Source organism: Pseudomonas parafulva NBRC 16636 = DSM 17004, assembly GCF_000730645.1.
In the GTDB taxonomy this organism is placed as follows: Bacteria; Pseudomonadota; Gammaproteobacteria; order Pseudomonadales; family Pseudomonadaceae; genus Aquipseudomonas; species Aquipseudomonas parafulva.
The window spans coordinates 1-23,147 of sequence record NZ_BBIU01000036.1 but is presented as its reverse complement, the minus strand read 5'-3'; the positions used below and the strand labels follow the sequence as shown (position 1 = coordinate 23,147).

Sequence of the window (23,147 nt, the reverse complement as noted above, 5' to 3'; positions counted from 1 at the left end):
GCTACTCCTTACAAGGCGTTGATCAGGGTGCTGAAGGTTTCTTGCGCCGCCTTGATGATCTGCGACGACGCGGTGTAGTAGTGCTGGAACTTGACCAGGCTGGCCGCCTCGTCGTCCAGGTTCACCCCAGACACCGCACTGCGGCTTTCGCTGGCCGACTTGAGCACCGCCTGGGTGGCGGTGGTATCGATGGTGGCCTGGCTGGCTTTGGCCCCTACCCGCTCGACCAACGACGCATAGGCCGAGGTGAAGCTGGTGCCACCGCCGGACCCGGTATTGACCGTAGACTTGGTCTGCAAGCCCAGCAGAGCCGTGGCGTTGCGGTTGTCCGCCTTGCCATCGGCATTGAACGACAGGGTAAAGCTGTCGTTGGCTGCCGGGCTGCCGCCAACGGTGGTTTCCAGCGCGAAGGTGCGCGGGTTGCCGCTGCCATCGACAATCGGGTTGCCAGCCCCGTCGCGCATGGGCACCGAGATGGAGAGCTTGTTGTCCTGCCCCGGCACCACGGTGCCGGTACCGATTTGCGTGCCCTTGGCATCGAACACCTTGTAACCCTGGGAGCCACCGCTGGCGGTGTCCATCACCACCCGTACCGGCATGGAGTCGCGAATCGCCTGCTGCACAAGGGCATTGTCGGCGCCGCCATAAATATTCAGGGGCTGGCCCAGCGTAGGCTGAGTGATGGTGCCGGTACCGCTGTTGCCACTGCCGGTGGTGGCACTGACCGGGCCGGCGAAGGCCAGCTTGTTGGCATCGGTGAGCACCGTATTGATGGCACCTGCCGCCGACCGGGTGGGGATCACCTTGAAGCTGTCGCCTGCCGCCAACGCCCCGCCTTTGAGCGAGAGGCTGAAGCCGTCGATCACCGGCGCAGGGTCGGCATTGAGGTCGAACGAACCCATGCTGGTGCCGTCGGAACGGCGCACGCTGTACTGGTTGGCGCTGGTGAACTTGACCTCGTAGTCATAGGTACTGACCGCGCCACTGTTGGCGATGGTCACGTCGAGGTTGCCGGAGCCCGCGCTGTTGTTGGACGACGCCAGGCTACGCTGGGCGATGGCAGAGGCGCTGTTGATGCTGGTGAACAGCGAGCTGCCAAACTGACCGTTGGCATCCAGGCCCTGGCCCAGCTGGCTGTTGATGCTGTCAGTGACCACCAGGGCAACGCGGCCCAGCTCGTTCATGGACGGGGTCAGCACATCCTGACGGTAGCGCAGCAGGCCGCCAATGGTGCCGCCGGTGGCGACCGAGGTCACGTCCGAGCTGAACGACTCATAGTTGATGCGCAGGGTGGCCTGGCTCTTGTCCGCCACCCCCGGCTGTACCGACAGGGGGTTGGCCTTGCCGCCGGTGACCAGCGACTGGCCGCTGCCCAGAATGACATCGTAGTTACCTTCGCGCTCCTGCACGGTCACGCCCACCAGCCCATTCAACTGGCGCACCGCTTCGCTGCGGGCATCGAGCAGGTTGTTGGGGGTACTGCCAGTGGCCGTGGCCGCGACGATCTGCTTGTTGTACTCGGCGATGCTGGTGGTGAGCTTGTTGACCTGCCCGGCCAGCGTATCGAGCTGTGAGTTGATCACTTCGTTCTGCTGGGTCAGCTGGGTGCTGACGGCGTTGAAGCGGTTGCTCAGGGTTTGCGCCTGGGTCAGCAGCAATTGCCGCGAAGCGACGTCACCTGGCTTGGCGGATGCTGTCTGCAAGGCCGAGAAAAACGCGGTGAGCACCGAGCTGATGCCGGTGTCGCGGTCGGCCAGCAGTTTGTCGACGCTGGTGATCTGGTCCTGGAAGGCAGCCGAATCGGCCTGCAGCGACGTGGCGGTCTGCAGCTGGTTGTCCAGGTAGGCACTGTACACCCGGCGCACGTCGGCCAGTGTGGTGCCACTGCCCAGAAACCCCGCACCGATGTACTGCGACGGGCCCGCCTGCTGCATCGCCTGCTGGCGCGAATAGCCGCTGGTGGCAGCGTTGGCGATGTTGTTACTGGTTACCGACAAGGCCGCCTGGCTGGCACTCAGGCCACTCAGGCCGATGGAAATCAGGCTCGACATGATTTAGTCCTTTTAAAGATTCGTGGGTCTGCCAGCCATGGCGTATTGCGGGGTGTTCTGCATCTGCTGGGCAATGCTGATGATCTTCTTCGCATAGCCCGGGTCGGTCGCATAACCTGCTTTTTGCAGCTCGCGTGCAAACTGTTCGGGGTTATCGGCCGAGTTGAGTGCATCTTGATAGCGTGAATTGCTCTGCAACAAGGTGACCAGGTCGTGGAAGCTGTCCTGGTAGGAGTCGTAGCTGCGGAAGGCGGCCGTTTCCTTGACGAACTGCCCGTCGCGGAACTCGCTGGTGATCGCCCTCGCCTGCTCACCCTGCCAATTACCGGTGGCCTTGATGCCGAACAGGTTGTGGCTGCTGCTGCCGTCGCTGTTGCGCATCACCGATTTGCCCCAACCGGTTTCCAGCGCTGCCTGGGCCACCAGGTAGCGCGGGTCGATACCGATGCGCTTGGCCGCCTGTTCGGCCATGGGCAGCATGGTGGCGATGAACGTGTCGCTGTCGCTGAACGCCTTGTTGGGGGCCAGCGGCGGCTGGGCAACTGCACGGCCGACGATGCGCAAGCCGTTATCCGGCACCGCAAAGGCCCTGGCCGGCTGCTGGCCATCACGGGCAGGCACGGCGGCGGTGTTGACAGTAGCGGCGTCGCTTGCGGTAGCAGACGGCACGATGCCTGCCAGCAGGCGGTCGGTGAGCCTGCTCGGCAACGCCAGGCGCCGCGCATTCAGCGCGGCCACATCGTTGCGGGTGCCAACGGCATCATTGCCGTGCACCGGCGCTGCCACCTTGTTGCCCCACAACGCCGGGCCGCCGCTTTCGCCACGCGGGAACGGGCTGGTGTTGGCAGAGGTGCCACGGCTCTTGGTCAACTGGCGCACCAGCACATCCTGCAGGCCGATGCCACCGCCCTCGCGGGACATGCTCACGGCCAACTGCTGGTCGTACATGTCGCGGTACTGTTTCACCGTCTCGGTGTTCATCGGGTTGTCGTCGGCCAGCACATCGCTGGCCTTGCGCGAAGCCTTGAGCATTTCGCTGATGAACAGCGATTCGAATTCCTGGGCCACCTTGCGCACGTTGGCGGCGCTGTCGCGGTCCCCGTGCTTGAGGGCGTTGAGGCGGTTGAGGTCGGTGAAGGCACCACTGTCGCCACTGCCAGACACCAGGCTCTTGCTGTTCATCAGTGGCGTCCTCAGATCACGATCAGGTCGGCTTGCAACGCGCCGGCCTGTTTCAGGGCTTCAAGGATGGCCATCAGGTCACCGGGCGCTGCGCCCACCTGGTTCACCGCCCGGACAATTTCATCCAGCGTGGTACCCGGGCCGAACTTGAACATCGGCTTGGCCTCCTGCTCGGCGTTCACCCGGGAGCGCGGCACCACGGCGGTCTGGCCGTTGGACAGCGGCCCTGGCTGGCTGACGATAGGGTCTTCGGTGATGGTGACGGTCAGGCTGCCGTGGGTGACCGCCGCAGGCGACACCTTGACGTTCTGGCCGATGACGATGGTACCGGTACGCGAATTGATGATGACCTTGGCCACGGCCTGGCCGGGGTCGATTTCGAGGTTTTCCAGAATCGACAGGTAGTCCACCCGCTGGCTGGGGTCCATGGGCGCGCTGACCCGCACCGAACCACCGTCCAGCGCCTGGGCCACACCTGGGCCGAGCAGTTCGTTGACCTTGTCGACGATGTGCTTGGCGGTGGTGAAGTCGGGGCGGTTCAGGTTCAGGGTTAGGGTGTTGCCCTGGTTGAACCCGCTCGGCACTGCACGCTCGACACTGGCCCCGCCTGGAATACGGCCAGCAGACGGTACGTTGACAGTGATCTTGGACCCGTCGCGGCCCTCGGCGTCGAAACCGCCCACCACCAGGTTGCCCTGGGCGATGGCGTAGACGTTGCCGTCGATACCCTTGAGCGGCGTCATCAGCAGGCTGCCGCCGCGCAGGCTCTTGGAGTTACCGATCGACGACACCGTGATGTCCACCACCTGGCCCGGCTTGGCGAACGCCGGCAGGTCAGCGTGCACCGACACCGCCGCCACGTTCTTCAACTGCACGTTGCCAGACCCGGCCGGCACCTTGATACCGAACTGCGACAGCATGTTGTTGAAGGTTTGCAGGGTGAACGGCGTCTGGGTGGTCTGGTCACCCGTGCCGTTGAGCCCCACCACCAGGCCGTAACCGATCAGCTGGTTGGAGCGCACGCCGGAAATACTGGCGATGTCCTTCAAGCGCTCGGCCTGCGCGGCAAAGGCGCAGGACAGGAGCAAGGTTGCGGCAATCAGCTGCCTCAGGTTGAGCATGGTGTGTGTACTCAGAAGGGCCAAAGCGGGCTCATGAAGAAGCGGTCCAGCCAGCCGGGCTGACTGGCGTCGGCAAACGAGCCGGTACCGGAATAGGTGATGCGCGCATCGGCTACCCGGGTGGACGGTACGGTGTTGTCGGTGGCGATGTCATCCGCCCGGATCAGGCCGGCAATGCGCACCAGTTCTTCACCGGTATTGAGCGTCAGCCACTTCTCGCCGCGCACGGCGATGATGCCGTTGGGCAGCACCTCGGCCACGGTGACGGTCACCGAACCGGTCAGGGTGTTGCCTTGGGTGGCCTTGCTGTCGCCCTTGGTGGTGCGGTCGCCACTGTAGCCGGCGTCCAGCGACAGGTCGCCACCGCCGAACGGGTTGTTGGTATTGGGCTTGCCGCCGAACAGCGACGTAAGGCCCAGGTTGGCCTTGCTGTTCTTCTGGATCTGCGAGCCGGCGTTCTTGCTGGCCGAGGTGCGTTCATTCAGCGTGATGGTGATGATGTCACCCACGCGGAAGGCCTTGCGGTCGCCATACAGGTTCTGTTCGAACCCGGCCTGGTAGATCGAGCCGTTGTTGGCCGCTGCCGGCAATGGGGTGCGCGGCAGTACCGGCGCATAGTACGGGTCGTTGGGCTTGGCCACCGGGGCGACACAACCTGCCAGCAACACCGCCCCGCCCAGGGCGAAAACGGACAACAGACGATTCATGATGCTTACCTCACGGGTGCAACGGGGTTGCAAGGGTTACAGCTGCTGGGTCACGAACTGCAGCATGGAGTCGGCGGTGGAGATCACCTTGGAGTTCATCTCGTAGGCACGCTGGGTGGTGATCATGTTGACCAGTTCTTCCACGGTGCTGACGTTAGAGTTCTCCAGGGTTTGCTGCAGGGTGGTACCGAAGCCGTTCAGGCCCGGGGTACCCACCTGGGGCGCGCCACTGGCCGCGGTTTCCAGGAACAGGTTGCCGCCGATGGCCTGCAGGCCGGCCGGGTTGATGAAGTCGGCGGTCTGGATGTTGCCGATCACCTGTGCAGCCGGGTTGCCGGCAGTGGTGATCGACACGGTGCCGTCCTGGCCCACGGTGAAGGTCTGTGCGTCGTTGGGCACCACCACCGCAGGCTCCAGCGCGTAACCGTTGGCGGTGACGATCTGGCCATCGGAGTTCAGGTGGAAGGTGCCGTCACGGGTGTACGAAACGGTGCCGTCAGGTTGCAGGATCTGGAAGAAGCCACGGCCGTTGACCGCCATGTCCAAGGGGTTCTCGGTGGTCTGCAGGCTGCCGGCCACGAAGCTCTTCTGGGTGCCGACGATGCGCACGCCCGTACCCACCTGCAGGCCGGAAGGCAGTTCGCTGTCCTGGGTCGACTGGGCGCCAGGCTGGCGACGGATCTGGTACAGCAGGTCCTGGAACTCGGCACGGTCACGCTTGAAGCCGGTGGTGGACACGTTGGCCAGGTTGTTGGAAATGACCGTCAGGTTGGTGTCCTGGGCGGACAAACCCGTCTTGGCGACCCAAAGGGCTGGAAGCATGTGTGTTCTCCTCGCGCGCCTGTTTTACGGCACCCGTTCAAATGTGATTAGCCGATTTGCAAAACCCGAGCCATGGCTTCGTCGCCTTCCTTGGCCGTGTTCATCATCTTGACGTGCAGTTCGAACTGCCTGGATAACGCCAGCACCGAGGTCATTTCCTCGACGGCGTTGACGTTGCTGCCTTCCAGAAAACCCGACACCACCCGCACATTGACGTCGGCATCGGCGGGCCGCCCGGAAGCGGTATGGATCAAGCCGTCCAGCCCTTTGGTCATGCCTTTGGTGTCCGGGTTGACCAGCTTGATGCGGTCCACTTCAGCCATCACCCGTGGGCCTTCACCCATGGATCGGATACTGATGGTGCCGTCTTCCCCCACTTCCACCTTCTGCTCGGGCGGGATGGCAATGGGGCCGCCATTGCCGATCACCGGCATGCCGTTGCCGGCACGCAGCACGCCCAGGGCGTCGATGTTCAGGCTACCGGTGCGCACGTACGCTTCGCTGCCGTCAGGGGCCTGCACGGCGATAAACCCTTTGCCGGTAACCGCCACATCCAGGTCACGGCCGGTTTCAACCATCGGCCCTTCGCTGAAGTCGGTTGCCGGGCGCTCGGTCATGGCAAAAGCACGCGCCGGAAAGCTGTCACCAAACACCGGCATCGAGCGGGCCTGTTCCAGGTCCCGTTGAAAACCGTTGGTGGATACGTTCGCCAGGTTGTTGGCATGAGCCTTTTGCGCCAGGGCATTCTGGCTGGCACCGGTCATGGCCACATAAAGCAGTTTGTCCACAGCATTTCCTCCGCGCGCCACTGCCGCGCTGTCACCTGGGCAGGGTAAAGCAAAAATCGAACCAGCTTTGCAAGCCTTTAGAATCGGGCGCTACAGCCCGTTCAGGGCTTAGCAGTGTCAGTTTGTTGTCGTCGGGCTGCAGAAGGCAGGTTGCATCACTGATCGCGGCAGGCCGCGTTGTTGTAAGGCCCCGAAAACTTCATCCAGCCTGGGCCCGGATTGTTCTCGGTGCAGAAATAGCGGCCGGTGGCCACGCTCTGCCAAAGATAGAAAGGCCTGGGTGCCGCATAGGCCGATAGGGCCAAGCCAACCCCCAGGGCCGTGAGCAGGGCCAGCGCCCATGCCTTGTTCATTACATACCCCTCCAACCGCCGCCGGTCACCCGGCGGCGCTACCTCACTCAGCTCATCTGGATGATGGTCTGCATGATGGTGCTTTCAGTGGAGATGGTCTTGGCGTTGGCCTGGTAGTTGCTCTGGGCCTTGATCAGGTTGACCAGCTCACCGGTGAGGTCGACGTTGGAGTCTTCCAGCGAAGCGCCGGCAATCTGGCCCAGGGTGCCGGTGTCTGGCGCACCGATCACCGGCACGCCCGACGAGTAGGACTCCTGCCAGTTGGTACCGCCAATCGGGGTAAGCCCCTGCATGTTGGCGAAGCTGGCGACGGCCACCTGGCCGATGACCTTGTTCTGGCCGTTGGTGAAGCTGGCAAACAGCACACCGCTCTTGTCGACGTTCAGGCCCGACAGCTCACCGGTGGCGAAACCGTCCTGGTTCTTGGCAGTTACGGCAGAGGCCGCGTTGTACTGTGTGGTCTTGAGCATGTCCAGGCTGATACCACCGGCATTGGCGCTCGCGCCATTGGACGACCACTGGCCAGCAGCGTTTTTCTGCGCAGGGATCCAATTGTCGAGGTTGAAGGTTTTGTTGGCATTAACGCTCAGGCCGCCGGTCACCGGCCCTGCAGTCAGGCCATCGGCGTTCAGTGTGCCGTCGGACTTGAACGGCAAGTCATTGATCAGTGGCTGGGTGGAGGTCGGGTCGGTGGGGTTGCGGCCGTCGATGGTGGTGTACATCTTCCAGGAGTTGGACGTGTCGTCCTTGAGGAAGTACTGGTTCAGCTGATGCGCATTGCCCTGGCTGTCATACACGTCGCTGCTGAACGTGTAGTTGTAGCTTTTCACATCGGACGGGTCGAACGGGGTAACGGTGGGCGCCGCATCGCTGGACTTCAGGTTGATGGTCTGCTCGATCTTGCCAGTGGCCTTGGGGGTCAGGTTGGCGGTGTCGATTTGCAGGTTGGTCAGCACACCCTGGATGATCTGGCCGTTGGCATCCACAGCATACCCTTGCAGGTTCGCACCAGACGAGTTGACCACGAAGCCCTGCTTGTCGCTGTAGAACGCACCGGCGCGGGTGTAGATTTTCGAGCCGTTGTCGTTCAAGGCAAAAAAGCCGTTGCCGTCGATGGCCATGTCCAGCGCCTGGCCGGTGCCGTTGATGTTGCCCGAAGTGAAGCGCTGCGACACCGCCGCGGTGGTCACCCCGGTACCGATGGTGGTGCGCCCGGCGCTGGTACCCCGAATGGAGCTGGAATACTGGTCGGCGAATTCGGCACGGGACGACTTGAAGCCGGTGGTGGCGACGTTGGCAATGTTGTTGCCGGTGACGTTCAGGGCCTTGTTCGCTGCGTTGAGGCCGCTAAGGCCGATGTTGTAAGACATGTGCTAACTCCTGAAGGTTGCTGAAGGCCCTAGATGCCGATGCTCTGGATTTTGGAGAGCGGAACACTGCCCAGCCCGGCGAGGTTGAGCGTCATTTCTGCGCCATTGCTGCCCATGGTCACGCTGGTGACACTGGCCGGCAGGTTGGTGGTCATGGCGGTGGCGGTGCCGTCGACCGAGGCCGTGGCCTTGAACGAATAGGTGCCCGCCGCCAGCGCCTTGCCGTCGTCGTCCTTGCCATCCCAGGTGAAATCGACCTTGCCGCCCGCCTGGCTACCCAGCTCGAGCGTGCGCACCAGCTTGCCATCCTTGTCGTACACCCCCACCGAAGTGGCGGTGCTGGACGCGGTCAGGTTCACCGAGCCTTTCATGTCCTTGCTGGTGTCCACCATGGCCTTGTCGGTTTGCACCATCACGTTGCGGCCTACCAGTGATGAGGCCTGCAAGGCCTGGGAGGACTGGAACGCAGCAGCGATGGAGGTCACCGAACTGTTGAGCGTCTGAATACCTTCAAGGCTGCTGAACTGTGCCAACTGGGCCACGAACTCGCCGTTCTGCTGGGGATCGAGCGGGTTCTGGTTTTTCATCTGGGTAACCAGCAACTGCAGGAACGCGTCCTTGCCCAGGGCGCTGCCGGCCGCACCGGTGTTGCTGTTGTTCTTGCTCTGCTGTTGCTGCAGCGACGTCAGGTAGGCACTACCGACGTCAGCCGTGGAGTTGGTGGTGGTCATGTCGGCTTCCTATCACTGGCCCAGGGTCAGGACCTTCTGCATCATGCTTTTGGCGGTGTTCATCAGCTCGGCATTGGTCTGGAACGCACGGCTGGCAGAAATCATGTCGGCCATCTCTTCCACCACATTGACATTGGGGTAGTACACATACCCGTCCTTGTTGGCGGCTGGATGGTTCGGCTCGTAGCGTGCCTCCAGGTTGCTCTGGTCCTCGACAATGCCGGTCACCTGCACGCCCTGCCCGGCTTCGCCCTGGTCTTCGAACAGCGACTGGCTGCTGCCGGCCTGCGCGTTCTGGAACGTGGTGGCGAACACCGGGTGGCGGGCGCGGTAAGTCTGGTCGATGCTCGAAGACACGGTTTCGGCGTTGGCGATGTTGGAGGCAACGGTGTTCAGGCGCGTGTTCTGCGCGCTCATGCCGCTACCGGCAATGTTGAAGACACTGGACAGCGACATGGTCATTCTCCCCGCAGGGCCGAAACCAGCCCTTTGAATTTACTGTTGAGCAGCGTGAAGCTGGCCTGGAAGCCGATGGCATTCTCGGTGTAGTTGGACTGCTCGATCTGCGCATCCACGGTGTTCTGGTCGATCGAGGGCTGCGCCGGCGTGCGGAACTTGAGGCTGTCGTCCGCCAGTGCCATGCCTTCGGCTTCGATGTGCCGGCTGTTGGTCCGCTCCAGGCCGATGCGCCCATTGTTCTGCTGTTTCTCGCTCTCGGCAGCCAGTACCGAGGCGAAATCCATGTCACGGGCCTTGTAGTTGGGCGTGTCGGCGTTGGCGATGTTGTTGGCCAATACCTCGGCACGTTGGGCGCGGAAGCCCAGGGCCTTCTCGTGGATGCCAAGCGCCTTGTCGAAGCTGATGCTCATATCGGGGAAACCTTCAGAGGTTGACCGGAATTACGTTGAGCAAGCTATAGCAAAGGCTGTGCCAATCGGCCGAAAGCCTTTAGATAGGGGGGCTGAGCGAGAAGTGCGCCAACCGTGATGCCAGAAAAGCGGCAAAGGGCTGCCGCCAGGCGTGCCGAAAGCGGCAATTGCAGGGCGCCATAAGTGGCAAAACAAAAAATTGACAGCACCTGCAACGAAAAAGGCCGGCAACCCTGGTTGCCGGCCTGAAGTACTTTATTTGGCCTGGTAGATGATACCCGGGCTGCATTGCACCATCTGGTAGTGGTCAGGCAGGCCGTTAAGGGCTTCGGAGGCACCGAGGAACAGGTACCCGCCCGGCTTCAGCGTGCTGTGAATGCGCAGCAGGATGTCTTTCTTCACCTGGGCCGAGAAGTAGATCAGCACGTTGCGGCAGAACACCACATCGAACTTGCCGAGGCTGGCGTAGCTGTCCAGCAGGTTGAACGAGCGGAATTCGACCCGGCTGCGGATCGCGGGCTTGACCGCCCAGCGCCCTGGCCCCTTGGTCTCGAAGTACCGTTGCAAGCGCTCTTGGGATAGGCCGCGCGCGATGGCCAGGCTGTCGTACTCACCGGCCTTGCAGTTGGTCAGCATGGTGCCTGACAGGTCGGTGGCGACAATTTGCGCCCCCATCTTCAACTGGCCCAGGTTGCTGCGTTCGAACTCGTCGATGGCCATCGAAATGGAGTACGGCTCCTGCCCCGACGAGCACGCGGCCGACCACATGCGCAGGCGTTGCCCCGGGTTGGCGCGGATGAACTCGGGGATGACCTTGTTCTTCAGCACCTCGAACGGGTAGGTATCGCGAAACCACAAGGTTTCGTTGGTGGTCATCGCATCCACCACCTGTTCGCGCAGGCCGCTGCGCGGCTGGGTCTGGATACGCTGCACCAGCTCGCCCAGGCTCTTGATGCCCTGCTGTTCCATCAGCTTGTTGAGACGGCTGGACACCAGGTATTGCTTATTCTCGCCCAGCAGAATGCCACAGGCTTTCTCCAGGAATACCCGGAACTGTTCGAAATCCAAATTACCCGTAGACACTACTGCCGCCTCTTTTCAATCACTGTGGCCGGGGCTTGCCCCGGCTGCTTTCAATGCGTTGCCTTGATCCGGTCGACCACACGCTGGGCCAGGTCATCCGGCCTGAACTTGGCCAGGAAGTCGTCGGCGCCCACTTTTTTCACCATCGCCTGGTTGAATACCCCGGACAGCGAAGTATGCAGGCAGATGTGCAGTTTTTGCATGCGTGGGTCGCTGCGGATTTCTGCGGTCAAGGTGTAGCCGTCCATCTCCGGCATTTCGATGTCGGAGATCATCATCAGGAACTCCTCTTCGGGCTTCTTGCCCTCCTCCACCAGTTGGTGCAGGTAGTTGAGAGCCTGGCGACCATCATTTAGTGCCACAACCTCCACACCGACCGTTTGCAGGCAACGGCTGACCTGCTTGCGCGCCACCGACGAATCGTCGACGGTGAGCACCCGCAACAGCACGGCCTTGTCCTGCACTTCGGCGTCCACCACCCCGGCGGACACCGACTCCGAAGACGGCGCCACCTCGGCCAGTACCTTTTCCACGTCGATGATCTCGACCATGCGGTTGTCCACACGGGTGACGGCAGTCAGGTAATGGTCGCGGCCAGTGCCCTTGGGTGGCGGATGGATCTCCTCCCAGTTCATGTTGACGATGCGCTCTACCGAATGCACCAGAAAGCCCTGGGTCTTGGTGTTGTACTCGGTGATGATCACGAAGCTGCTGCGCGTGTCCTCCTGCAGCGGCCGCAAACCGGTGGCCATCGACAGGTCGAGGATCGGGATGGTCGCCCCGCGAATGTTGGCCACACCCCGCACCACCGGGTGGGCCTTGGGCAGCAGGGTCAGTGCAGGGCACTGCAGCACTTCTCTGACCTTGAAAACGTTGATGCCATAAAGCTGCTCGCCATTGAGGCGGAACAGCAGCAGTTCCAGGCGATTCTGCCCTACCAGCTGTGTGCGCTGGTTGACCGAATCCATAACCCCCGCCATGCCAGACTCCTTAACCTTTCAGCCATTCGTTGCAACTCACCAGGTGAGTCGGCACGGGCTTTGCTTTTTTGAGCGCCATGTACACGAAAACGACATTTTCCCGACGACTGACGCGCCTGCTGACCGGCTTGCTGGCCACGCTGTGCCTGCTGGTGCCTGTTCGCACGTTGGCGGACGCGTTCACCATGCCTGAACAGCTTATCGGTGTCACCCAAGGGTTTCTTGAATTCACCGTTGAAGATTATCTGGCCACCACCCAGACGGCGGGGCGTTACGAAATCCAGGTCAACCCGCTGGACCCTCGCCTGCGCATGCCACTGTGCAGTCAGGCGCTTGACGCGTCACTGGAAAGCCCCAACGTACCGCTTGGCCGGGTGACCGTGCGCGTGCGCTGCGACAGCGCGGCGCCATGGACAGTATTCGTGCCGGCAACCGTGCGCCTGTTCCGGGACGTGGTGGTGGTCACACGCCCCCTCAGGCGCGACAACGTGGTGGGCGCCGGCGATGTTGCCCTGCGCGAACGCGATGTGGGCACGCTGGGCCAGGGCTTTCTGACTGAACTGGACCAGGCGGTGGGCATGAAAATGCTGCGGCCCACGGTGATCGACCAGGTACTGACCCCGCAACACCTTGAGCAGGCCGAAGTGGTGCGCAAAGGCGACCACGTGGTAATCGTGGCCCGCAGCGGCAGCCTGAGCGTGCGCATGCCGGGCGAAGCCTTGAGCAAGGGAGGCCTCAGCGAACAGATACGGGTGCGCAACCTCAATTCCAAGCGCGTGGTAAAAGCCATGGTGACCGGCCCGGGCCAGGTCGAGGTTAGCATGTAGGCCAGCGGCCGGAGGGTACTGGCGGTGAGGAGGCGCTTTTTCTAAACTGTGTCAGAAATCGGGTTGTGTGCTGACGGAACGCCGGCCACGCATTTTGTGCCTAAAGTTTATTGCGGGTTGGCCGAAAACAAGGCAAGCGTCCATAAACCCAGAGGTTTCTGATCATGGTCATCGACTTCAGTCGTTTGAATAATTCCCCGTCCGTAACGGGCGGTGTGCGCGGTAACAGCGCACCCGGCAGCGCCGAAAAACCGGCGGCCAGCCAAGAAGCGGTAAAAGACACCAGCGCCAGTGGCGAGACGGTGCACCTGAGCCCTGAGGCCCAACAATTGCAAAAGATCAGCGACAAGCTGCGTGATGAGCCCGTGGTCAACAACGCCCGTGTGGCCGAGCTGAAACAGGCCATCGCCGACGGCAGCTACCAGGTCGATGCCGGCCGGGTCGCCAGCAAGCTGCTGAATTTTGAAGCACAGCGCTGACCGCTCGGTGCGCTGACTTCATGGACGCTTGAAAAAACCAAGAGTTAGCCATGCACGACACTACCCTGCTGCAACTGATCGAAGAAGACATCGCCCCCATGCAGGAGCTGCTCGAGCTGCTGCAGAACGAGGCGGTGGCCCTGCATGGTCGCGACATGCCCTTGCTGGAGCAGATTCTCGCTCGCAAGCAGTCGTTGATCATTCTGCTCGAACAGCACGGCCAGCGCCGCAGCCAGTTGCTGGTCAGCCTGGGGCTGAGCGCAGACCGGGCCGGCGTGCAGGCAGTCGCTGACACTTCCGTGCATGGCGAGGCCATGCTGCAGCGCCTGGACATGCTCTCGCAGTTGATGGAAGCGTGCCAACAGGTCAACCAGACCAACGGCCGCATCATTCAGGTCCAGCAACACGTCACCAACAACCAGGTGCGTATCCTCATGGGCGGCGATTCTCCATCGCTGTACAACAGCCGTGGCAACACCTCACCTCTGGCCAAACCGCGCGCCCTCAACCAAGTGTGATTTTTCTATCAAGGCACCGTACATACTGGCAAAATGCCGCTAATTTGCCTGTGTCGCTTTTGCCTGGAGACCGATAAGCCGTGTTCAATGAATCCGATGCCCCGCAACCGCCAAAGGTGTTGACCACCCCTTTGGAAATTGCGGCCAACCTGCGGCAGCTTCAGGAAAGCCACGACCCACTGATCATCACCTTCCACGACCGCGGCCACCGCTTCCAGAGTTACGTGGTGCACGTGGACCGTGAAGGCAACACCCTCGCATTGGATGAAATGATCCCCCGCGATGGCGAGAAGTTCATCGAGAACGGCGAGCACTTTCGCGTCGAAGGTTTCCATGATGGCGTGCGTATCGCCTGGGAATGCGACCATGCGCTGAAGATCAGCGAAGTCAACGGGCACCGCTGCTACGTGGGTGCCCTGCCGGTCGAGATGACCTACCACCAGCGCCGCAACGCTTTCCGCGCCGCGCTGAAACTGTCGCAACTGGTCGACATCATCCTCGACGGCAGCCACCTCAAAGGCAATGGCGCCCTGCGCGGCAAACTGCTGGACGTGTCGGCCACGGGCTGCAAGCTGCGTTTCGACGGCAATGTCGAAGACCGCCTGCAACTGGGCCAGGTGTACGAGCGGTTCAAGGCGGGCAGCCCGCTTGGCCTGGTCGACACCATGGTCGAGTTGCGCCACCTGCATTACGAAGAACGCATCAACACCACGTTTGCCGGCGTGCGCTTCCATAACCTGAGCGGCCCTGCGCAGCGTAAGGTGGAAAGCTTCGTGTACCAACTGCAGCGCGAAGCACGGCGGTTCGACAAAGACGACTATTGAGGGCTGAAGGGTTCACCCGCAAACACCAGCGGGTGAACCCGTCGCCAAAAGGCCGACAGGGCCAGGCGAGCCCCACCGTCCCTATCTGGCAGATTCCCTATCGTTTGCGGGTTGCTCCGGTTGCTTTTCGGGAGCTTCGGTGTCTTCTGCCGCCACCGGGGCCTGCATCACATCCTGCACCGTCTGCCCATCCACCCTCGGGTCCAGTGCTGCCGACAGCGGCGAGCCAGCGGCCGGCATTGCCACGTGGCCCAGTGGCGCGTCCTGCACCTGGTGCAGCCCGGTAACCGCTTTGGGGCGGATACGCCATACCAGCACCAGGGCAAAGAACACGAAGAAGGCATACAGCATCTGCACACCCAGCAGCTTCATCAGCACGCCGGTCGCCAACGGGCCGATACATGCCCCCACGCCATAGGTGACCAGCAGCATGGCCGTCAGCGACACGCGCCGTTCGCTTTCCACATGGTCGTTGGAAAACGCAACCGCCAGCGGGTACAGGCAGAATTGCAGCAGCGACACCAGAAAGCCGATACCGAACAACAACTCCAGCGGCACGCTGGGCAGAATGGCCAACGGCGCTGCCACCAGCGCCAGCCCGCCTGCCACACTGCGGATCAGCACAGCCCGGTCGTAGCGGTCGGACAACCAGCCCAAGGGGTACTGCACCACCAGGCCAGCGAAAATGCAGCTACCCATGAACAGGCCGACCTGCTCGGTGCTCAGCCCCTGGCTGGCCGCGTACAGGGGCGCGAGGCCATAGAACGAGCCTACGATCAGCCCCGCCCCCAATACGGTACTGAGCGACTGCGGCACCCGCTTGATGAAGAACCTGGGCTCCATGGGGGCCGGCCGTAACGGTGCGGGGTGGATGCGGCGGGTCATGGCGACCGGCACCAGGCACAGGGCAAAACACATCGCCACCAACATCAGCAATTCAGGGCCGAGCTCCGGGTGTACCACCAGGATCAACTGGCCAAGTACCAGGCCCAGATAAGACGCGATCATGTACCCGCTGAACACGGCACCCCGGTATTTGACGTCCGCCTGCTCGTTCAGCCAACTTTCGATGACCATGTACTGGCACATCATGCCGAGGCCGACGATCATGCGCAGCCCCACCCAGGCCGGCAGCCAGTTGGTCAGGCCGTGGCCCAGCACCGCCGCGCCGACGATGCCGGCACAGGTGGCGTAGGCGCGGATGTGCCCCACCCGGCCGATCAGCCGGTGGCCGACCTTGCCGCCCACGGCCAGGCCAAAGTAGTTGGCCGCCATCAGCGCACCCACCCACAGGCTGTCGACATGGTCGGCCGCCAGGCGCAAGGCCAGGTAGGTACTGAGCAGGCCCGAGCCGATCAACATCATCAGCGCAGCAAAATACAACGACTGAAACGGCTTCCAGATAGTGCGCATACGTCCCTTCAGGCTCCCTCGTCAACAGGCGGTGGGTGCTAGCAGCATAATGGCAAATGTTGCCGGTTTGCAGGCCCCGCTTGCGAATCACAATAGTGTCGGGCGCCGTAGGGCGCCGACAGCCTTGGACCACCGTTATTCGCGCAAGGTCAGACCATTTGGCGGCAGCGGCAACGCGGTCTTGTAACGCACCTGCTTCAAGGCAAAGCTTGAGCGGATATTGGCCACGCCCGGCAAGCGCGTGAGGTAATCCAGAAACCGCTCCAGGGCCTGGATGCTGGGCAGCAGCACGCGCAGCAGGTAGTCCGGGTCACCGGTCATGAGGTAGCACTCCATCACTTCGGGGCGCTCGGCAATTTCTTCCTCGAACCGGTGCAGAGACTGCTCGACCTGTTTTTCCAGGCTGACATGGATGAACACATTCACATCGAGCCCCAGCACCTCAGGCGACAGCAGCGTGACCTGCTGGCGAATCACCCCCAGTTCTTCCATCGACCGCACGCGGTTGAAGCACGGCGTGGGTGACAGGTTGACCGAGCGGGCCAGCTCGGCATTGGTGATGCGGGCGTTTTCCTGCAGGCTGTTGAGGATGCCGATATCGGTACGATCGAGTTTGCGCATGAGACAAAATCACCGGTTTATTGTATTTATGCGGAATGTTTATCTGGCCTGTTCGGCAAAGGCAATCAACTAGAGAGAAAAATTCTTCCGCAGGGCAACTACCATGTAGGTGACGCTGACCTACTGGTCACAAGCCGGTGCTCAGCCGCGACCGCTTCAAAGCTCACAAAAACAAATACCCCGAGCGAGCGTAAACAGCATGAACGAGTACGCCCCCCTGCGTTTGCATGTGCCCGAGCCTACAGGCCGGCCAGGCTGCCAGACCGATTTTTCCTACCTGCGCCTGAACGACGCGGGCCAGGTCCGTAAACCTCCCGTCGATGTGGACGCTGCCGACACCTCCGACCTCTCGGGCAGCCTGGTGCGCGTGCTGGACGAGCACGGCAATGCCCAGGGCCCGTGGGCCGAGGGCATCGACCCGCAGGTGCTGCGCCAAGGTATGCGAGCCATGCTCAAGACGCGTATCTTCGACAGCCGCATGGTGGTCGCCCAGCGCCAGAAAAAAATGTCCTTCTACATGCAGAGCCTGGGTGAAGAAGCCATCGGCAGCGCCCAGGCGCTGGCGCTGAACCGCACCGACATGTGCTTCCCCACCTACCGCCAGCAAAGCATCCTGATTGCCCGCGACGTGTCACTGGTCGACATGATCTGCCAGTTGCTGTCCAACGAACGTGACCCGCTCAAAGGCCGCCAACTGCCGATCATGTACTCGGTACGCGAGGCCGGTTTCTTCACCATCAGCGGCAACCTGGCCACCCAGTTCGTGCAGGCGGTGGGCTGGGCGATGGCTTCGGCGATCAAGGGGGATACCAAGATCGCCTCGGCCTGGATCGGCGATGGCGCCACCGCAGAATCGGACTTCCACACCGCCCTCACCTTTGCCCACGTCTACCGCGCCCCCGTAATCCTCAACGTGGTCAACAACCAGTGGGCGATCTCGACCTTCCAGGCCATCGCCGGGGGCGAGTCCACCACCTTTGCCGGGCGGGGCGTGGGCTGTGGCATTGCCTCGCTGCGGGTGGACGGCAACGACTTCATCGCGGTGTACGCGGCCTCGCGCTGGGCGGCCGAGCGCGCCCGTCGCGGCCTGGGCCCGAGCCTGATCGAATGGGTCACCTACCGCGCCGGCCCCCACTCCACCTCCGACGACCCTTCCAAGTACCGCCCCGCTGACGACTGGAGCCATTTCCCGCTGGGCGACCCGATCGCCCGCCTGAAGCAGCACCTGATCAAGACCGGCCACTGGTCCGAGGAAGAACACCAGGCCACCACGGCCGAGTTCGAAGCGGCCGTGCTGGCCGCGCAGAAGGAAGCCGAGCAGTACGGCACGCTGGCCAACGGCCACATCCCGAGCGCGGCCTCGATGTTCGAGGACGTGTACAAGGACATGCCCGACCACCTGCGCCGTCAGCGCCAGGAACTGGGGGTTTGAGATGAACGACCATACCAACGGCATCAACCCGGAAACCGCCATGGCCACCACCACCATGACCATGATCCAGGCCCTGCGCTCGGCCATGGACATCATGCTTGAGCGCGACGACAACGTGGTCGTGTACGGGCAGGACGTCGGCTACTTCGGCGGCGTGTTCCGCTGCACCGAAGGCCTGCAGAACAAATACGGCAAGGCCCGGGTGTTCGATGCGCCTATCTCGGAGAGTGGCATCGTCGGCACGGCGGTGGGGATGGGGGCCTACGGCCTGCGCCCCGTGGTAGAGATCCAGTTCGCCGACTATTTCTACCCTGCGTCTGACCAGATCGTGTCGGAAATGGCGCGCCTGCGTTACCGCTCTGCCGGCGAATTCATCGCCCCGCTGACCCTGCGCATGCCCTGCGGCGGCGGCATCTACGGTGGCCAGACCCATAGCCAGAGCCCCGAAGCGATGTTCACCCAGGTATGCGGCCTGCGCACCGTCATGCCCTCCAACCCTTACGACGCCAAAGGCCTGCTGATCGCCTCGATCGAGTGCGACGACCCGGTCATCTTCCTCGAGCCCAAGCGCCTGTACAACGGGCCATTCGACGGCCATCACGACCGCCCGGTAACACCGTGGGCCAAGCACCCGCAAAGCGCCGTGCCCGATGGCTACTACAGCGTGCCGCTGGACAAGGCCGTGATCACCCGCCCGGGCAGTGATGTGACGGTGCTCACCTACGGCACCACGGTGTACGTTGCCCAGGTGGCTGCGGAGGAAACCGGTGTCGACGCGGAAGTGATCGACCTGCGCAGCCTGTGGCCGCTGGACCTGGACACCATCGTCGACTCGGTGAAAAAGACCGGTCGTTGCGTGGTGGTGCACGAAGCCACCCGCACCTGCGGTTTTGGCGCCGAGCTGGTGTCGCTGGTGCAGGAGCACTGCTTCCACCACCTGGAAGCGCCGACCCAGCGCGTGACCGGCTGGGATACCCCCTACCCGCACGCCCAGGAATGGGCGTACTTCCCCGGCCCTTCACGGGTAGGCGCGGCATTGAAAAAGGTCATGGAGGTCTGAATGGGTACGCACGTCATCAAGATGCCGGACATTGGCGAAGGCATCGCCCAGGTGGAGTTGGTGGAGTGGTTCGTGAAGGTCGGCGACGTGATCGCAGAAGACCAGGTGGTGGCCGATGTCATGACCGACAAGGCTACGGTAGAAATCCCGTCGCCGGTCAGCGGCAAGGTGCTGGCGTTGGGCGGCCAACCCGGTGAAGTGATGCCGGTGGGCAGTGAACTGATCCGCATCGAGGTGGAGGGCAACGGCAACCACACGGACGCGCCGCAGGCCAAGGCCGCCGAGCCAGTGCCTGAGGCGGCCAGGCCCCAGGCGGTACGGGCAGCACCGCAGAAAGCGGCCGAGCATGAGGCTGCCGCCCTGGTGCCGCGCCAGGCGGGCGACAAGCCGTTGGCCTCACCGGCTGTGCGTAAGCGTGCACTGGATGCCGGCATCGAATTGCGCTACGTGCACGGCAGCGGGCCGGCCGGGCGCATTCTGCACGAGGACCTCGATGGCTTCATGAGCAAGCCGCACAGCGCTGCCGGGCAGGCACCCGGTGGTTATGCCAAACGCACCGACAGCGAGCAGGTGCCGGTCATCGGCCTGCGCCGCAAGATCGCCCAGCGCATGCAGGACGCCAAGCGCCGGGTCGCTCATTTCAGTTATGTGGAAGAAATCGACGTCACGGCCCTGGAAGCCCTGCGCCAGCAACTCAATGCCAAGCATGGCGACAGCCGCGGCAAGCTGACCTTGCTGCCGTTTCTGGTGCGTGCACTGGTGGTTGCGCTGCGCGATTTCCCGCAGATCAACGCCACCTACGACGACGAAGCACAGGTGATCACCCGCCATGGGGCGGTGCATGTGGGTATCGCCACCCAGGGCGACAACGGCCTGATGGTGCCGGTGTTGCGCCACGCCGAGGCCGGCAGCCTGTGGGCCAATGCCGGCGAGATCGCACGGGTGGCGAATGCAGCGCGCACCAACAAGGCCAGCCGCGATGAGCTGACCGGCTCCACCATCACCCTTACCAGCCTGGGCGCACTGGGCGGCATCGTAAGCACACCGGTGGTGAACACGCCGGAAGTGGCCATTGTTGGCGTGAACCGCATGGTCGAGCGGCCCGTAGTGGTCGATGGCCAGATCGTTGTGCGCAAGATGATGAACCTGTCCAGCTCGTTCGACCACCGGGTGGTCGATGGCATGGACGCCGCGTTGTTCATCCAGGCCGTGCGCGGCCTATTGGAGCAACCCGCCTGCCTGTTCGTGGAGTAAGCATGCAACCGATCATTCAAACGACACTGCTGATCATCGGCGGCGGCCCTGGCGGCTACGTGGCGGCCATCCGCGCCGGGCAGTTGGGCATCCCGACCGTGCTGGTCGAAGGGCAGGCACTGGGCGGCACGTGCCTGAACATCGGCTGCATTCCCTCGAAGGCGCTGATTCACGTGGCAGAACAGTTCCACCACGCCACCGGTTATGCAACGGGCTCGCAACTGGGTATCAGCGTCAGCTCGCCACAGCTCGACATCAGCCGCAGCGTGGCCTGGAAAGACGGTATCGTTGACCGGCTGACCACCGGTGTTGCGGCCTTGCTGAAAAAGCACGGGGTAAAGGTGATTCACGGCTGGGCGAAGATTCTGGACGGCAAGCAGGTGGAGGTCGACGGCCAGCGCATCCAGTGCGAGCACCTGTTGCTGGCCACAGGTTCCAGCAGCGTCGAACTGCCCATGCTGCCACTGGGCGGGGCAGTGATCTCGTCCACCGAAGCCCTGTCGCCCCAGGCCCTGCCCCGTCACCTGGTGGTGGTGGGTGGGGGCTACATCGGCCTGGAGCTGGGTATCGCCTATCGCAAGTTGGGCGCTCAGGTCAGCGTGGTGGAGGCGCGTGAACGCATCCTGCCCACCTACGACAGCGAACTGACCGCACCGGTGGCCGAGTCGCTCAAGGCGCTGGGTATCGCCGTGCACGTCAATCACAGTGTCGAAGCGTATGAGGCCGGCAACCTGCTGGCCCGTGACGGCCAAGGGGCGCTGCTGCGCCTGGAAGCCGACAGGGTACTGGTGGCAGTGGGTCGTCGCCCACGCACCCAGGGCTACAACCTGCAATGCCTGGACTTGAAGATGAACGGCGCGGCCATCGCCATCGACGCGCAGTGCCAGACCAGCATGCGCAATGTGTGGGCGATTGGCGACGTGGCAGGGGAGCCCATGCTGGCCCACCGTGCCATGGCCCAGGGCGAGATGGTCGCCGAGCTGATCGCAGGCAAGGCTCGCCGCTTCGAGCCTGCTGCCATCGCCGCCGTGTGCTTCACCGACCCGGAGGTGGTGGTAGCCGGCACGACGCCAGAACAGGCCAAGGCTCAGGGCCTGGACTGCATCGTCGCGCAGTTCCCTTTTGCCGCCAATGGTCGGGCCATGAGCCTGGAGTCGAAAACCGGCTTCGTACGCGTGGTGGCACGACGTGACAACCACCTGATTGTCGGCTGGCAGGCGGTGGGCGTGGCGGTATCGGAGCTGTGCACGGCGTTTGCCCAGTCGCTGGAGATGGGCGCACGCCTGGAAGACGTGGCGGGCACCATCCATGCTCACCCCACGTTGGGTGAGGCGGTGCAGGAGGCAGCGTTGCGCGCCCTGGGGCACGCACTGCACATCTAACCTTTGCCTGCGCCTGGCAGGCTACTCGGCAATGGCGTTCTTGCCGGCCCCTTTGGCCCGGTAGAGCGCCTTGTCGGCACGCGCCAGCACCGACTGGCGGTCGTCACCCTCCTGCCACTGCACCACACCGTAGCTCATGGTCAGCGGCCAGTCCCCCACCGGCGCCAGTTGCGCCAGGCCCTGGCGTAACTGGGCCGCACGGCTTTTCGCCTCTGGCAGCGTGGTATGCGGCAGTACCACCACGAATTCGTCACCGCCCCAGCGGGCCAGCAGGTCTGCAGCGCGCAAACCGTGGCGCAAGGTGTCGGCCACCTGTACCAAGGCGGCATCACCGCGGGCATGACCGAAGTGGTCATTGATGGGCTTGAAGTCGTCCATGTCCATGGCGATGACCGAAAACGGCTGGCGAAAGCGCTGGGCACGCTCACACTCACGCTTGAGCGAATCCTCCAGCCGGTAGCGGTTGGCAAGGCGGGTCAGGGCATCGCGCTCGGCGAGCTCGCGGTTCTCGTTCAGTTGGCGTTGCAGCTGCTCATTGACCTTCGACAGTTCACGGGTGCGCTCGGCAACCAGCTCTTCGAGCGACTGGTTGCGACGCTCCAGCTGCGCCAGCTGGCGCTTGCCAACATCAATGTCGCGGTGAGCACCGAGCATACGGGCTACCGAGCCATCCGGGTTGCGGGCGATGACATAGCCGCGATCCTCGATCCACAGGTAACTGCCATCGCTGCAGCGGCAGCGATACTCGACCAGGTAGCGCTCGTTGCGCTGGTTGATGTACGCATCGAAGTGCGCCATCACCCTGGGGTAGTCCTCTGGGTGTATAACGTTCTCCCACGTGAGCACCGAGTTGTCCATGGAATGCACGGGGTAACCGAGCATGGCGTACCAACCTGGGTTGCGGTAAACGTAGCCGGTATTGGCGTCCCAATCCCAGACGCCATCGCTGATCAACTCGAACAAGGTATGCAGTTGCTGGTCACTGAAGCCGGAAGGCGCCGGCTTGGTACGCTGATTCATGAAAGCTCCCTGATGCCCAGCAACTACGCTCCACTCAAGGGGCTGCCGACAGTGTTGTACGCCGCACGCGTGTAATTGTTTTTTGCCGTGGCGAGCATAGGCGCCTTTGGTCGGTGCTGGAATAGCCCAGAAGGCGTAGACCAGACGAGTGGCCAGGTGGGAGGAAACAGCCCTGCCCCAGGGGCTGCGCTGTAGCGCAGGAAACTGATTTAGCAAGCATGCGATACCCCCCTGTGGGTGCGGGTTTACCCGCGAAGCAT

General features: G+C 62.9%; 24 protein-coding genes. 8 read left to right on the top strand and 16 right to left on the bottom strand.

What is annotated here, in order from left to right; genetic code table 11:
* Positions 1-8: 8 nt before the first annotated feature.
* The 13 genes from flgK to PPA02S_RS19180 form a co-directional block, all read right to left on the bottom strand.
* Positions 9-2,051 (bottom strand): flagellar hook-associated protein FlgK, encoded by a 2,043-nt coding sequence (flgK, locus tag PPA02S_RS19240; RefSeq protein WP_028633484.1) that lies wholly within the window; start codon positions 2,049-2,051, stop codon positions 9-11.
* Between the two features lie 12 nt (positions 2,052-2,063).
* Positions 2,064-3,233 carry a flagellar assembly peptidoglycan hydrolase FlgJ gene (gene flgJ / locus PPA02S_RS19235; protein WP_028633485.1) on the bottom strand — a complete coding sequence of 390 codons (1,170 nt, stop codon included), beginning with the start codon at positions 3,231-3,233 and terminating at the stop codon, positions 2,064-2,066.
* An 11-nt stretch (positions 3,234-3,244) separates the two neighbouring features.
* On the bottom strand, positions 3,245-4,354 hold the full coding sequence (locus tag PPA02S_RS19230; RefSeq protein WP_028633486.1) for a flagellar basal body P-ring protein FlgI: 1,110 nt from the start codon (positions 4,352-4,354) through the stop codon (positions 3,245-3,247).
* Between the two features lie 11 nt (positions 4,355-4,365).
* On the bottom strand, positions 4,366-5,061 hold the full coding sequence (flgH, locus tag PPA02S_RS19225; RefSeq protein WP_028633487.1) for a flagellar basal body L-ring protein FlgH: 696 nt from the start codon (positions 5,059-5,061) through the stop codon (positions 4,366-4,368).
* A gap of 36 nt (positions 5,062-5,097) precedes the next feature.
* Positions 5,098-5,883: a flagellar basal-body rod protein FlgG gene (flgG, locus tag PPA02S_RS19220; protein ID WP_028633488.1), complete on the bottom strand. Its 786-nt coding sequence runs from the start codon at positions 5,881-5,883 to the stop codon at positions 5,098-5,100.
* Positions 5,884-5,930: 47 nt separating this feature from the next.
* The gene (locus tag PPA02S_RS19215) at positions 5,931-6,671 is read right to left on the bottom strand and encodes a flagellar basal body rod protein FlgF (RefSeq protein WP_028633489.1); all 741 of its coding nucleotides are present in this window, start codon (positions 6,669-6,671) and stop codon (positions 5,931-5,933) included.
* Positions 6,672-6,826: 155 nt separating this feature from the next.
* Positions 6,827-7,024, bottom strand: coding sequence for a hypothetical protein (locus PPA02S_RS19210; RefSeq protein ID WP_028633490.1), 198 nt, complete (start codon positions 7,022-7,024; stop codon positions 6,827-6,829).
* Between the two features lie 47 nt (positions 7,025-7,071).
* Positions 7,072-8,394: a flagellar hook protein FlgE gene (flgE, locus tag PPA02S_RS19205; RefSeq protein ID WP_028633491.1), complete on the bottom strand. Its 1,323-nt coding sequence runs from the start codon at positions 8,392-8,394 to the stop codon at positions 7,072-7,074.
* 29 nt (positions 8,395-8,423) lie between these two features.
* Positions 8,424-9,125, bottom strand: coding sequence for a flagellar hook assembly protein FlgD (flgD, locus tag PPA02S_RS19200; protein WP_028633492.1), 702 nt, complete (start codon positions 9,123-9,125; stop codon positions 8,424-8,426).
* 12 nt (positions 9,126-9,137) lie between these two features.
* A complete protein-coding gene (gene flgC, locus PPA02S_RS19195; protein ID WP_028633493.1) occupies positions 9,138-9,581 on the bottom strand; it encodes a flagellar basal body rod protein FlgC in 444 nt (147 codons plus the stop codon).
* Positions 9,582-9,583: 2 nt separating this feature from the next.
* Complete coding sequence (gene flgB / locus PPA02S_RS19190; protein ID WP_028633494.1) at positions 9,584-9,994, bottom strand: flagellar basal body rod protein FlgB; 411 nt, start codon at positions 9,992-9,994, stop codon at positions 9,584-9,586.
* Positions 9,995-10,249: 255 nt separating this feature from the next.
* On the bottom strand, positions 10,250-11,077 hold the full coding sequence (cheR, locus tag PPA02S_RS19185) for a protein-glutamate O-methyltransferase CheR (RefSeq protein ID WP_028633495.1): 828 nt from the start codon (positions 11,075-11,077) through the stop codon (positions 10,250-10,252).
* Positions 11,078-11,127: 50 nt separating this feature from the next.
* Positions 11,128-12,057 carry a chemotaxis protein CheV gene (locus PPA02S_RS19180; RefSeq protein WP_028633496.1) on the bottom strand — a complete coding sequence of 310 codons (930 nt, stop codon included), beginning with the start codon at positions 12,055-12,057 and terminating at the stop codon, positions 11,128-11,130.
* Positions 12,058-12,134: 77 nt separating this feature from the next.
* Between PPA02S_RS19180 and flgA the strand changes: the two genes are divergently transcribed.
* The 4 genes from flgA (at position 12,135) to PPA02S_RS19160 (ending at position 14,705) form a co-directional block, all read left to right on the top strand.
* Positions 12,135-12,884: a flagellar basal body P-ring formation chaperone FlgA gene (gene flgA / locus PPA02S_RS19175; RefSeq protein ID WP_028633497.1), complete on the top strand. Its 750-nt coding sequence runs from the start codon at positions 12,135-12,137 to the stop codon at positions 12,882-12,884.
* Between the two features lie 164 nt (positions 12,885-13,048).
* Positions 13,049-13,363 carry a flagellar biosynthesis anti-sigma factor FlgM gene (flgM, locus tag PPA02S_RS19170; protein ID WP_028633498.1) on the top strand — a complete coding sequence of 105 codons (315 nt, stop codon included), beginning with the start codon at positions 13,049-13,051 and terminating at the stop codon, positions 13,361-13,363.
* Between the two features lie 50 nt (positions 13,364-13,413).
* A complete protein-coding gene (locus PPA02S_RS19165; RefSeq protein ID WP_028633499.1) occupies positions 13,414-13,881 on the top strand; it encodes a flagella synthesis protein FlgN in 468 nt (155 codons plus the stop codon).
* An 80-nt stretch (positions 13,882-13,961) separates the two neighbouring features.
* On the top strand, positions 13,962-14,705 hold the full coding sequence (locus PPA02S_RS19160; RefSeq protein WP_028633500.1) for a flagellar brake protein: 744 nt from the start codon (positions 13,962-13,964) through the stop codon (positions 14,703-14,705).
* Positions 14,706-14,786: 81 nt separating this feature from the next.
* Here PPA02S_RS19160 and PPA02S_RS19155 read toward each other — a convergent pair whose 3' ends face one another.
* On the bottom strand, positions 14,787-16,118 hold the full coding sequence (locus PPA02S_RS19155) for an MFS transporter (protein ID WP_028633501.1): 1,332 nt from the start codon (positions 16,116-16,118) through the stop codon (positions 14,787-14,789).
* 135 nt (positions 16,119-16,253) lie between these two features.
* Complete coding sequence (bkdR, locus tag PPA02S_RS19150; protein WP_028633502.1) at positions 16,254-16,739, bottom strand: Bkd operon transcriptional regulator BkdR; 486 nt, start codon at positions 16,737-16,739, stop codon at positions 16,254-16,256.
* 199 nt (positions 16,740-16,938) lie between these two features.
* Between bkdR and PPA02S_RS19145 the strand changes: the two genes are divergently transcribed.
* From PPA02S_RS19145 to lpdA, 4 genes are read left to right on the top strand one after another with little or no spacing between them, the layout of a single operon-like run.
* Positions 16,939-18,171 carry a 3-methyl-2-oxobutanoate dehydrogenase (2-methylpropanoyl-transferring) subunit alpha gene (locus PPA02S_RS19145; RefSeq protein ID WP_028633503.1) on the top strand — a complete coding sequence of 411 codons (1,233 nt, stop codon included), beginning with the start codon at positions 16,939-16,941 and terminating at the stop codon, positions 18,169-18,171.
* A gap of 1 nt (position 18,172) precedes the next feature.
* On the top strand, positions 18,173-19,231 hold the full coding sequence (locus PPA02S_RS19140) for an alpha-ketoacid dehydrogenase subunit beta (RefSeq protein ID WP_028633504.1): 1,059 nt from the start codon (positions 18,173-18,175) through the stop codon (positions 19,229-19,231).
* Positions 19,232-20,485 (top strand): dihydrolipoamide acetyltransferase family protein, encoded by a 1,254-nt coding sequence (locus tag PPA02S_RS19135; protein WP_028633505.1) that lies wholly within the window; start codon positions 19,232-19,234, stop codon positions 20,483-20,485.
* 2 nt (positions 20,486-20,487) lie between these two features.
* Positions 20,488-21,867 carry a dihydrolipoyl dehydrogenase gene (gene lpdA / locus PPA02S_RS19130; RefSeq protein WP_028633506.1) on the top strand — a complete coding sequence of 460 codons (1,380 nt, stop codon included), beginning with the start codon at positions 20,488-20,490 and terminating at the stop codon, positions 21,865-21,867.
* A 21-nt stretch (positions 21,868-21,888) separates the two neighbouring features.
* Here the strand turns inward: lpdA and PPA02S_RS19125 are convergent, their stop codons facing one another.
* On the bottom strand, positions 21,889-22,887 hold the full coding sequence (locus tag PPA02S_RS19125; protein ID WP_028633507.1) for a sensor domain-containing diguanylate cyclase: 999 nt from the start codon (positions 22,885-22,887) through the stop codon (positions 21,889-21,891).
* Positions 22,888-23,147: the final 260 nt, after the last annotated feature.

Coding starts and splice junctions, on each gene's coding strand:
- flgJ (WP_028633485.1), bottom strand. CDS start 3,233: ATGAACAGCAAGAGCCTGGTGTCTGGCAGTGGCGACAGTGGTGCCTTC.
- flgA (WP_028633497.1), top strand. CDS start 12,135: ATGTACACGAAAACGACATTTTCCCGACGACTGACGCGCCTGCTGACC.
- PPA02S_RS19165 (WP_028633499.1), top strand. CDS start 13,414: ATGCACGACACTACCCTGCTGCAACTGATCGAAGAAGACATCGCCCCC.
- PPA02S_RS19125 (WP_028633507.1), bottom strand. CDS start 22,887: ATGAATCAGCGTACCAAGCCGGCGCCTTCCGGCTTCAGTGACCAGCAA.
- flgD (WP_028633492.1), bottom strand. CDS start 9,125: ATGACCACCACCAACTCCACGGCTGACGTCGGTAGTGCCTACCTGACG.
- flgK (WP_028633484.1), bottom strand. CDS start 2,051: ATGTCGAGCCTGATTTCCATCGGCCTGAGTGGCCTGAGTGCCAGCCAG.
- PPA02S_RS19180 (WP_028633496.1), bottom strand. CDS start 12,057: ATGGCGGGGGTTATGGATTCGGTCAACCAGCGCACACAGCTGGTAGGG.
- PPA02S_RS19140 (WP_028633504.1), top strand. CDS start 18,173: ATGAACGACCATACCAACGGCATCAACCCGGAAACCGCCATGGCCACC.
- flgG (WP_028633488.1), bottom strand. CDS start 5,883: ATGCTTCCAGCCCTTTGGGTCGCCAAGACGGGTTTGTCCGCCCAGGAC.
- PPA02S_RS19135 (WP_028633505.1), top strand. CDS start 19,232: ATGGGTACGCACGTCATCAAGATGCCGGACATTGGCGAAGGCATCGCC.
- flgM (WP_028633498.1), top strand. CDS start 13,049: ATGGTCATCGACTTCAGTCGTTTGAATAATTCCCCGTCCGTAACGGGC.
- flgC (WP_028633493.1), bottom strand. CDS start 9,581: ATGTCGCTGTCCAGTGTCTTCAACATTGCCGGTAGCGGCATGAGCGCG.
- bkdR (WP_028633502.1), bottom strand. CDS start 16,739: ATGCGCAAACTCGATCGTACCGATATCGGCATCCTCAACAGCCTGCAG.
- PPA02S_RS19155 (WP_028633501.1), bottom strand. CDS start 16,118: ATGCGCACTATCTGGAAGCCGTTTCAGTCGTTGTATTTTGCTGCGCTG.
- flgB (WP_028633494.1), bottom strand. CDS start 9,994: ATGAGCATCAGCTTCGACAAGGCGCTTGGCATCCACGAGAAGGCCCTG.
- PPA02S_RS19230 (WP_028633486.1), bottom strand. CDS start 4,354: ATGCTCAACCTGAGGCAGCTGATTGCCGCAACCTTGCTCCTGTCCTGC.
- flgH (WP_028633487.1), bottom strand. CDS start 5,061: ATGAATCGTCTGTTGTCCGTTTTCGCCCTGGGCGGGGCGGTGTTGCTG.
- flgE (WP_028633491.1), bottom strand. CDS start 8,394: ATGTCTTACAACATCGGCCTTAGCGGCCTCAACGCAGCGAACAAGGCC.
- PPA02S_RS19210 (WP_028633490.1), bottom strand. CDS start 7,024: ATGAACAAGGCATGGGCGCTGGCCCTGCTCACGGCCCTGGGGGTTGGC.
- PPA02S_RS19145 (WP_028633503.1), top strand. CDS start 16,939: ATGAACGAGTACGCCCCCCTGCGTTTGCATGTGCCCGAGCCTACAGGC.
- lpdA (WP_028633506.1), top strand. CDS start 20,488: ATGCAACCGATCATTCAAACGACACTGCTGATCATCGGCGGCGGCCCT.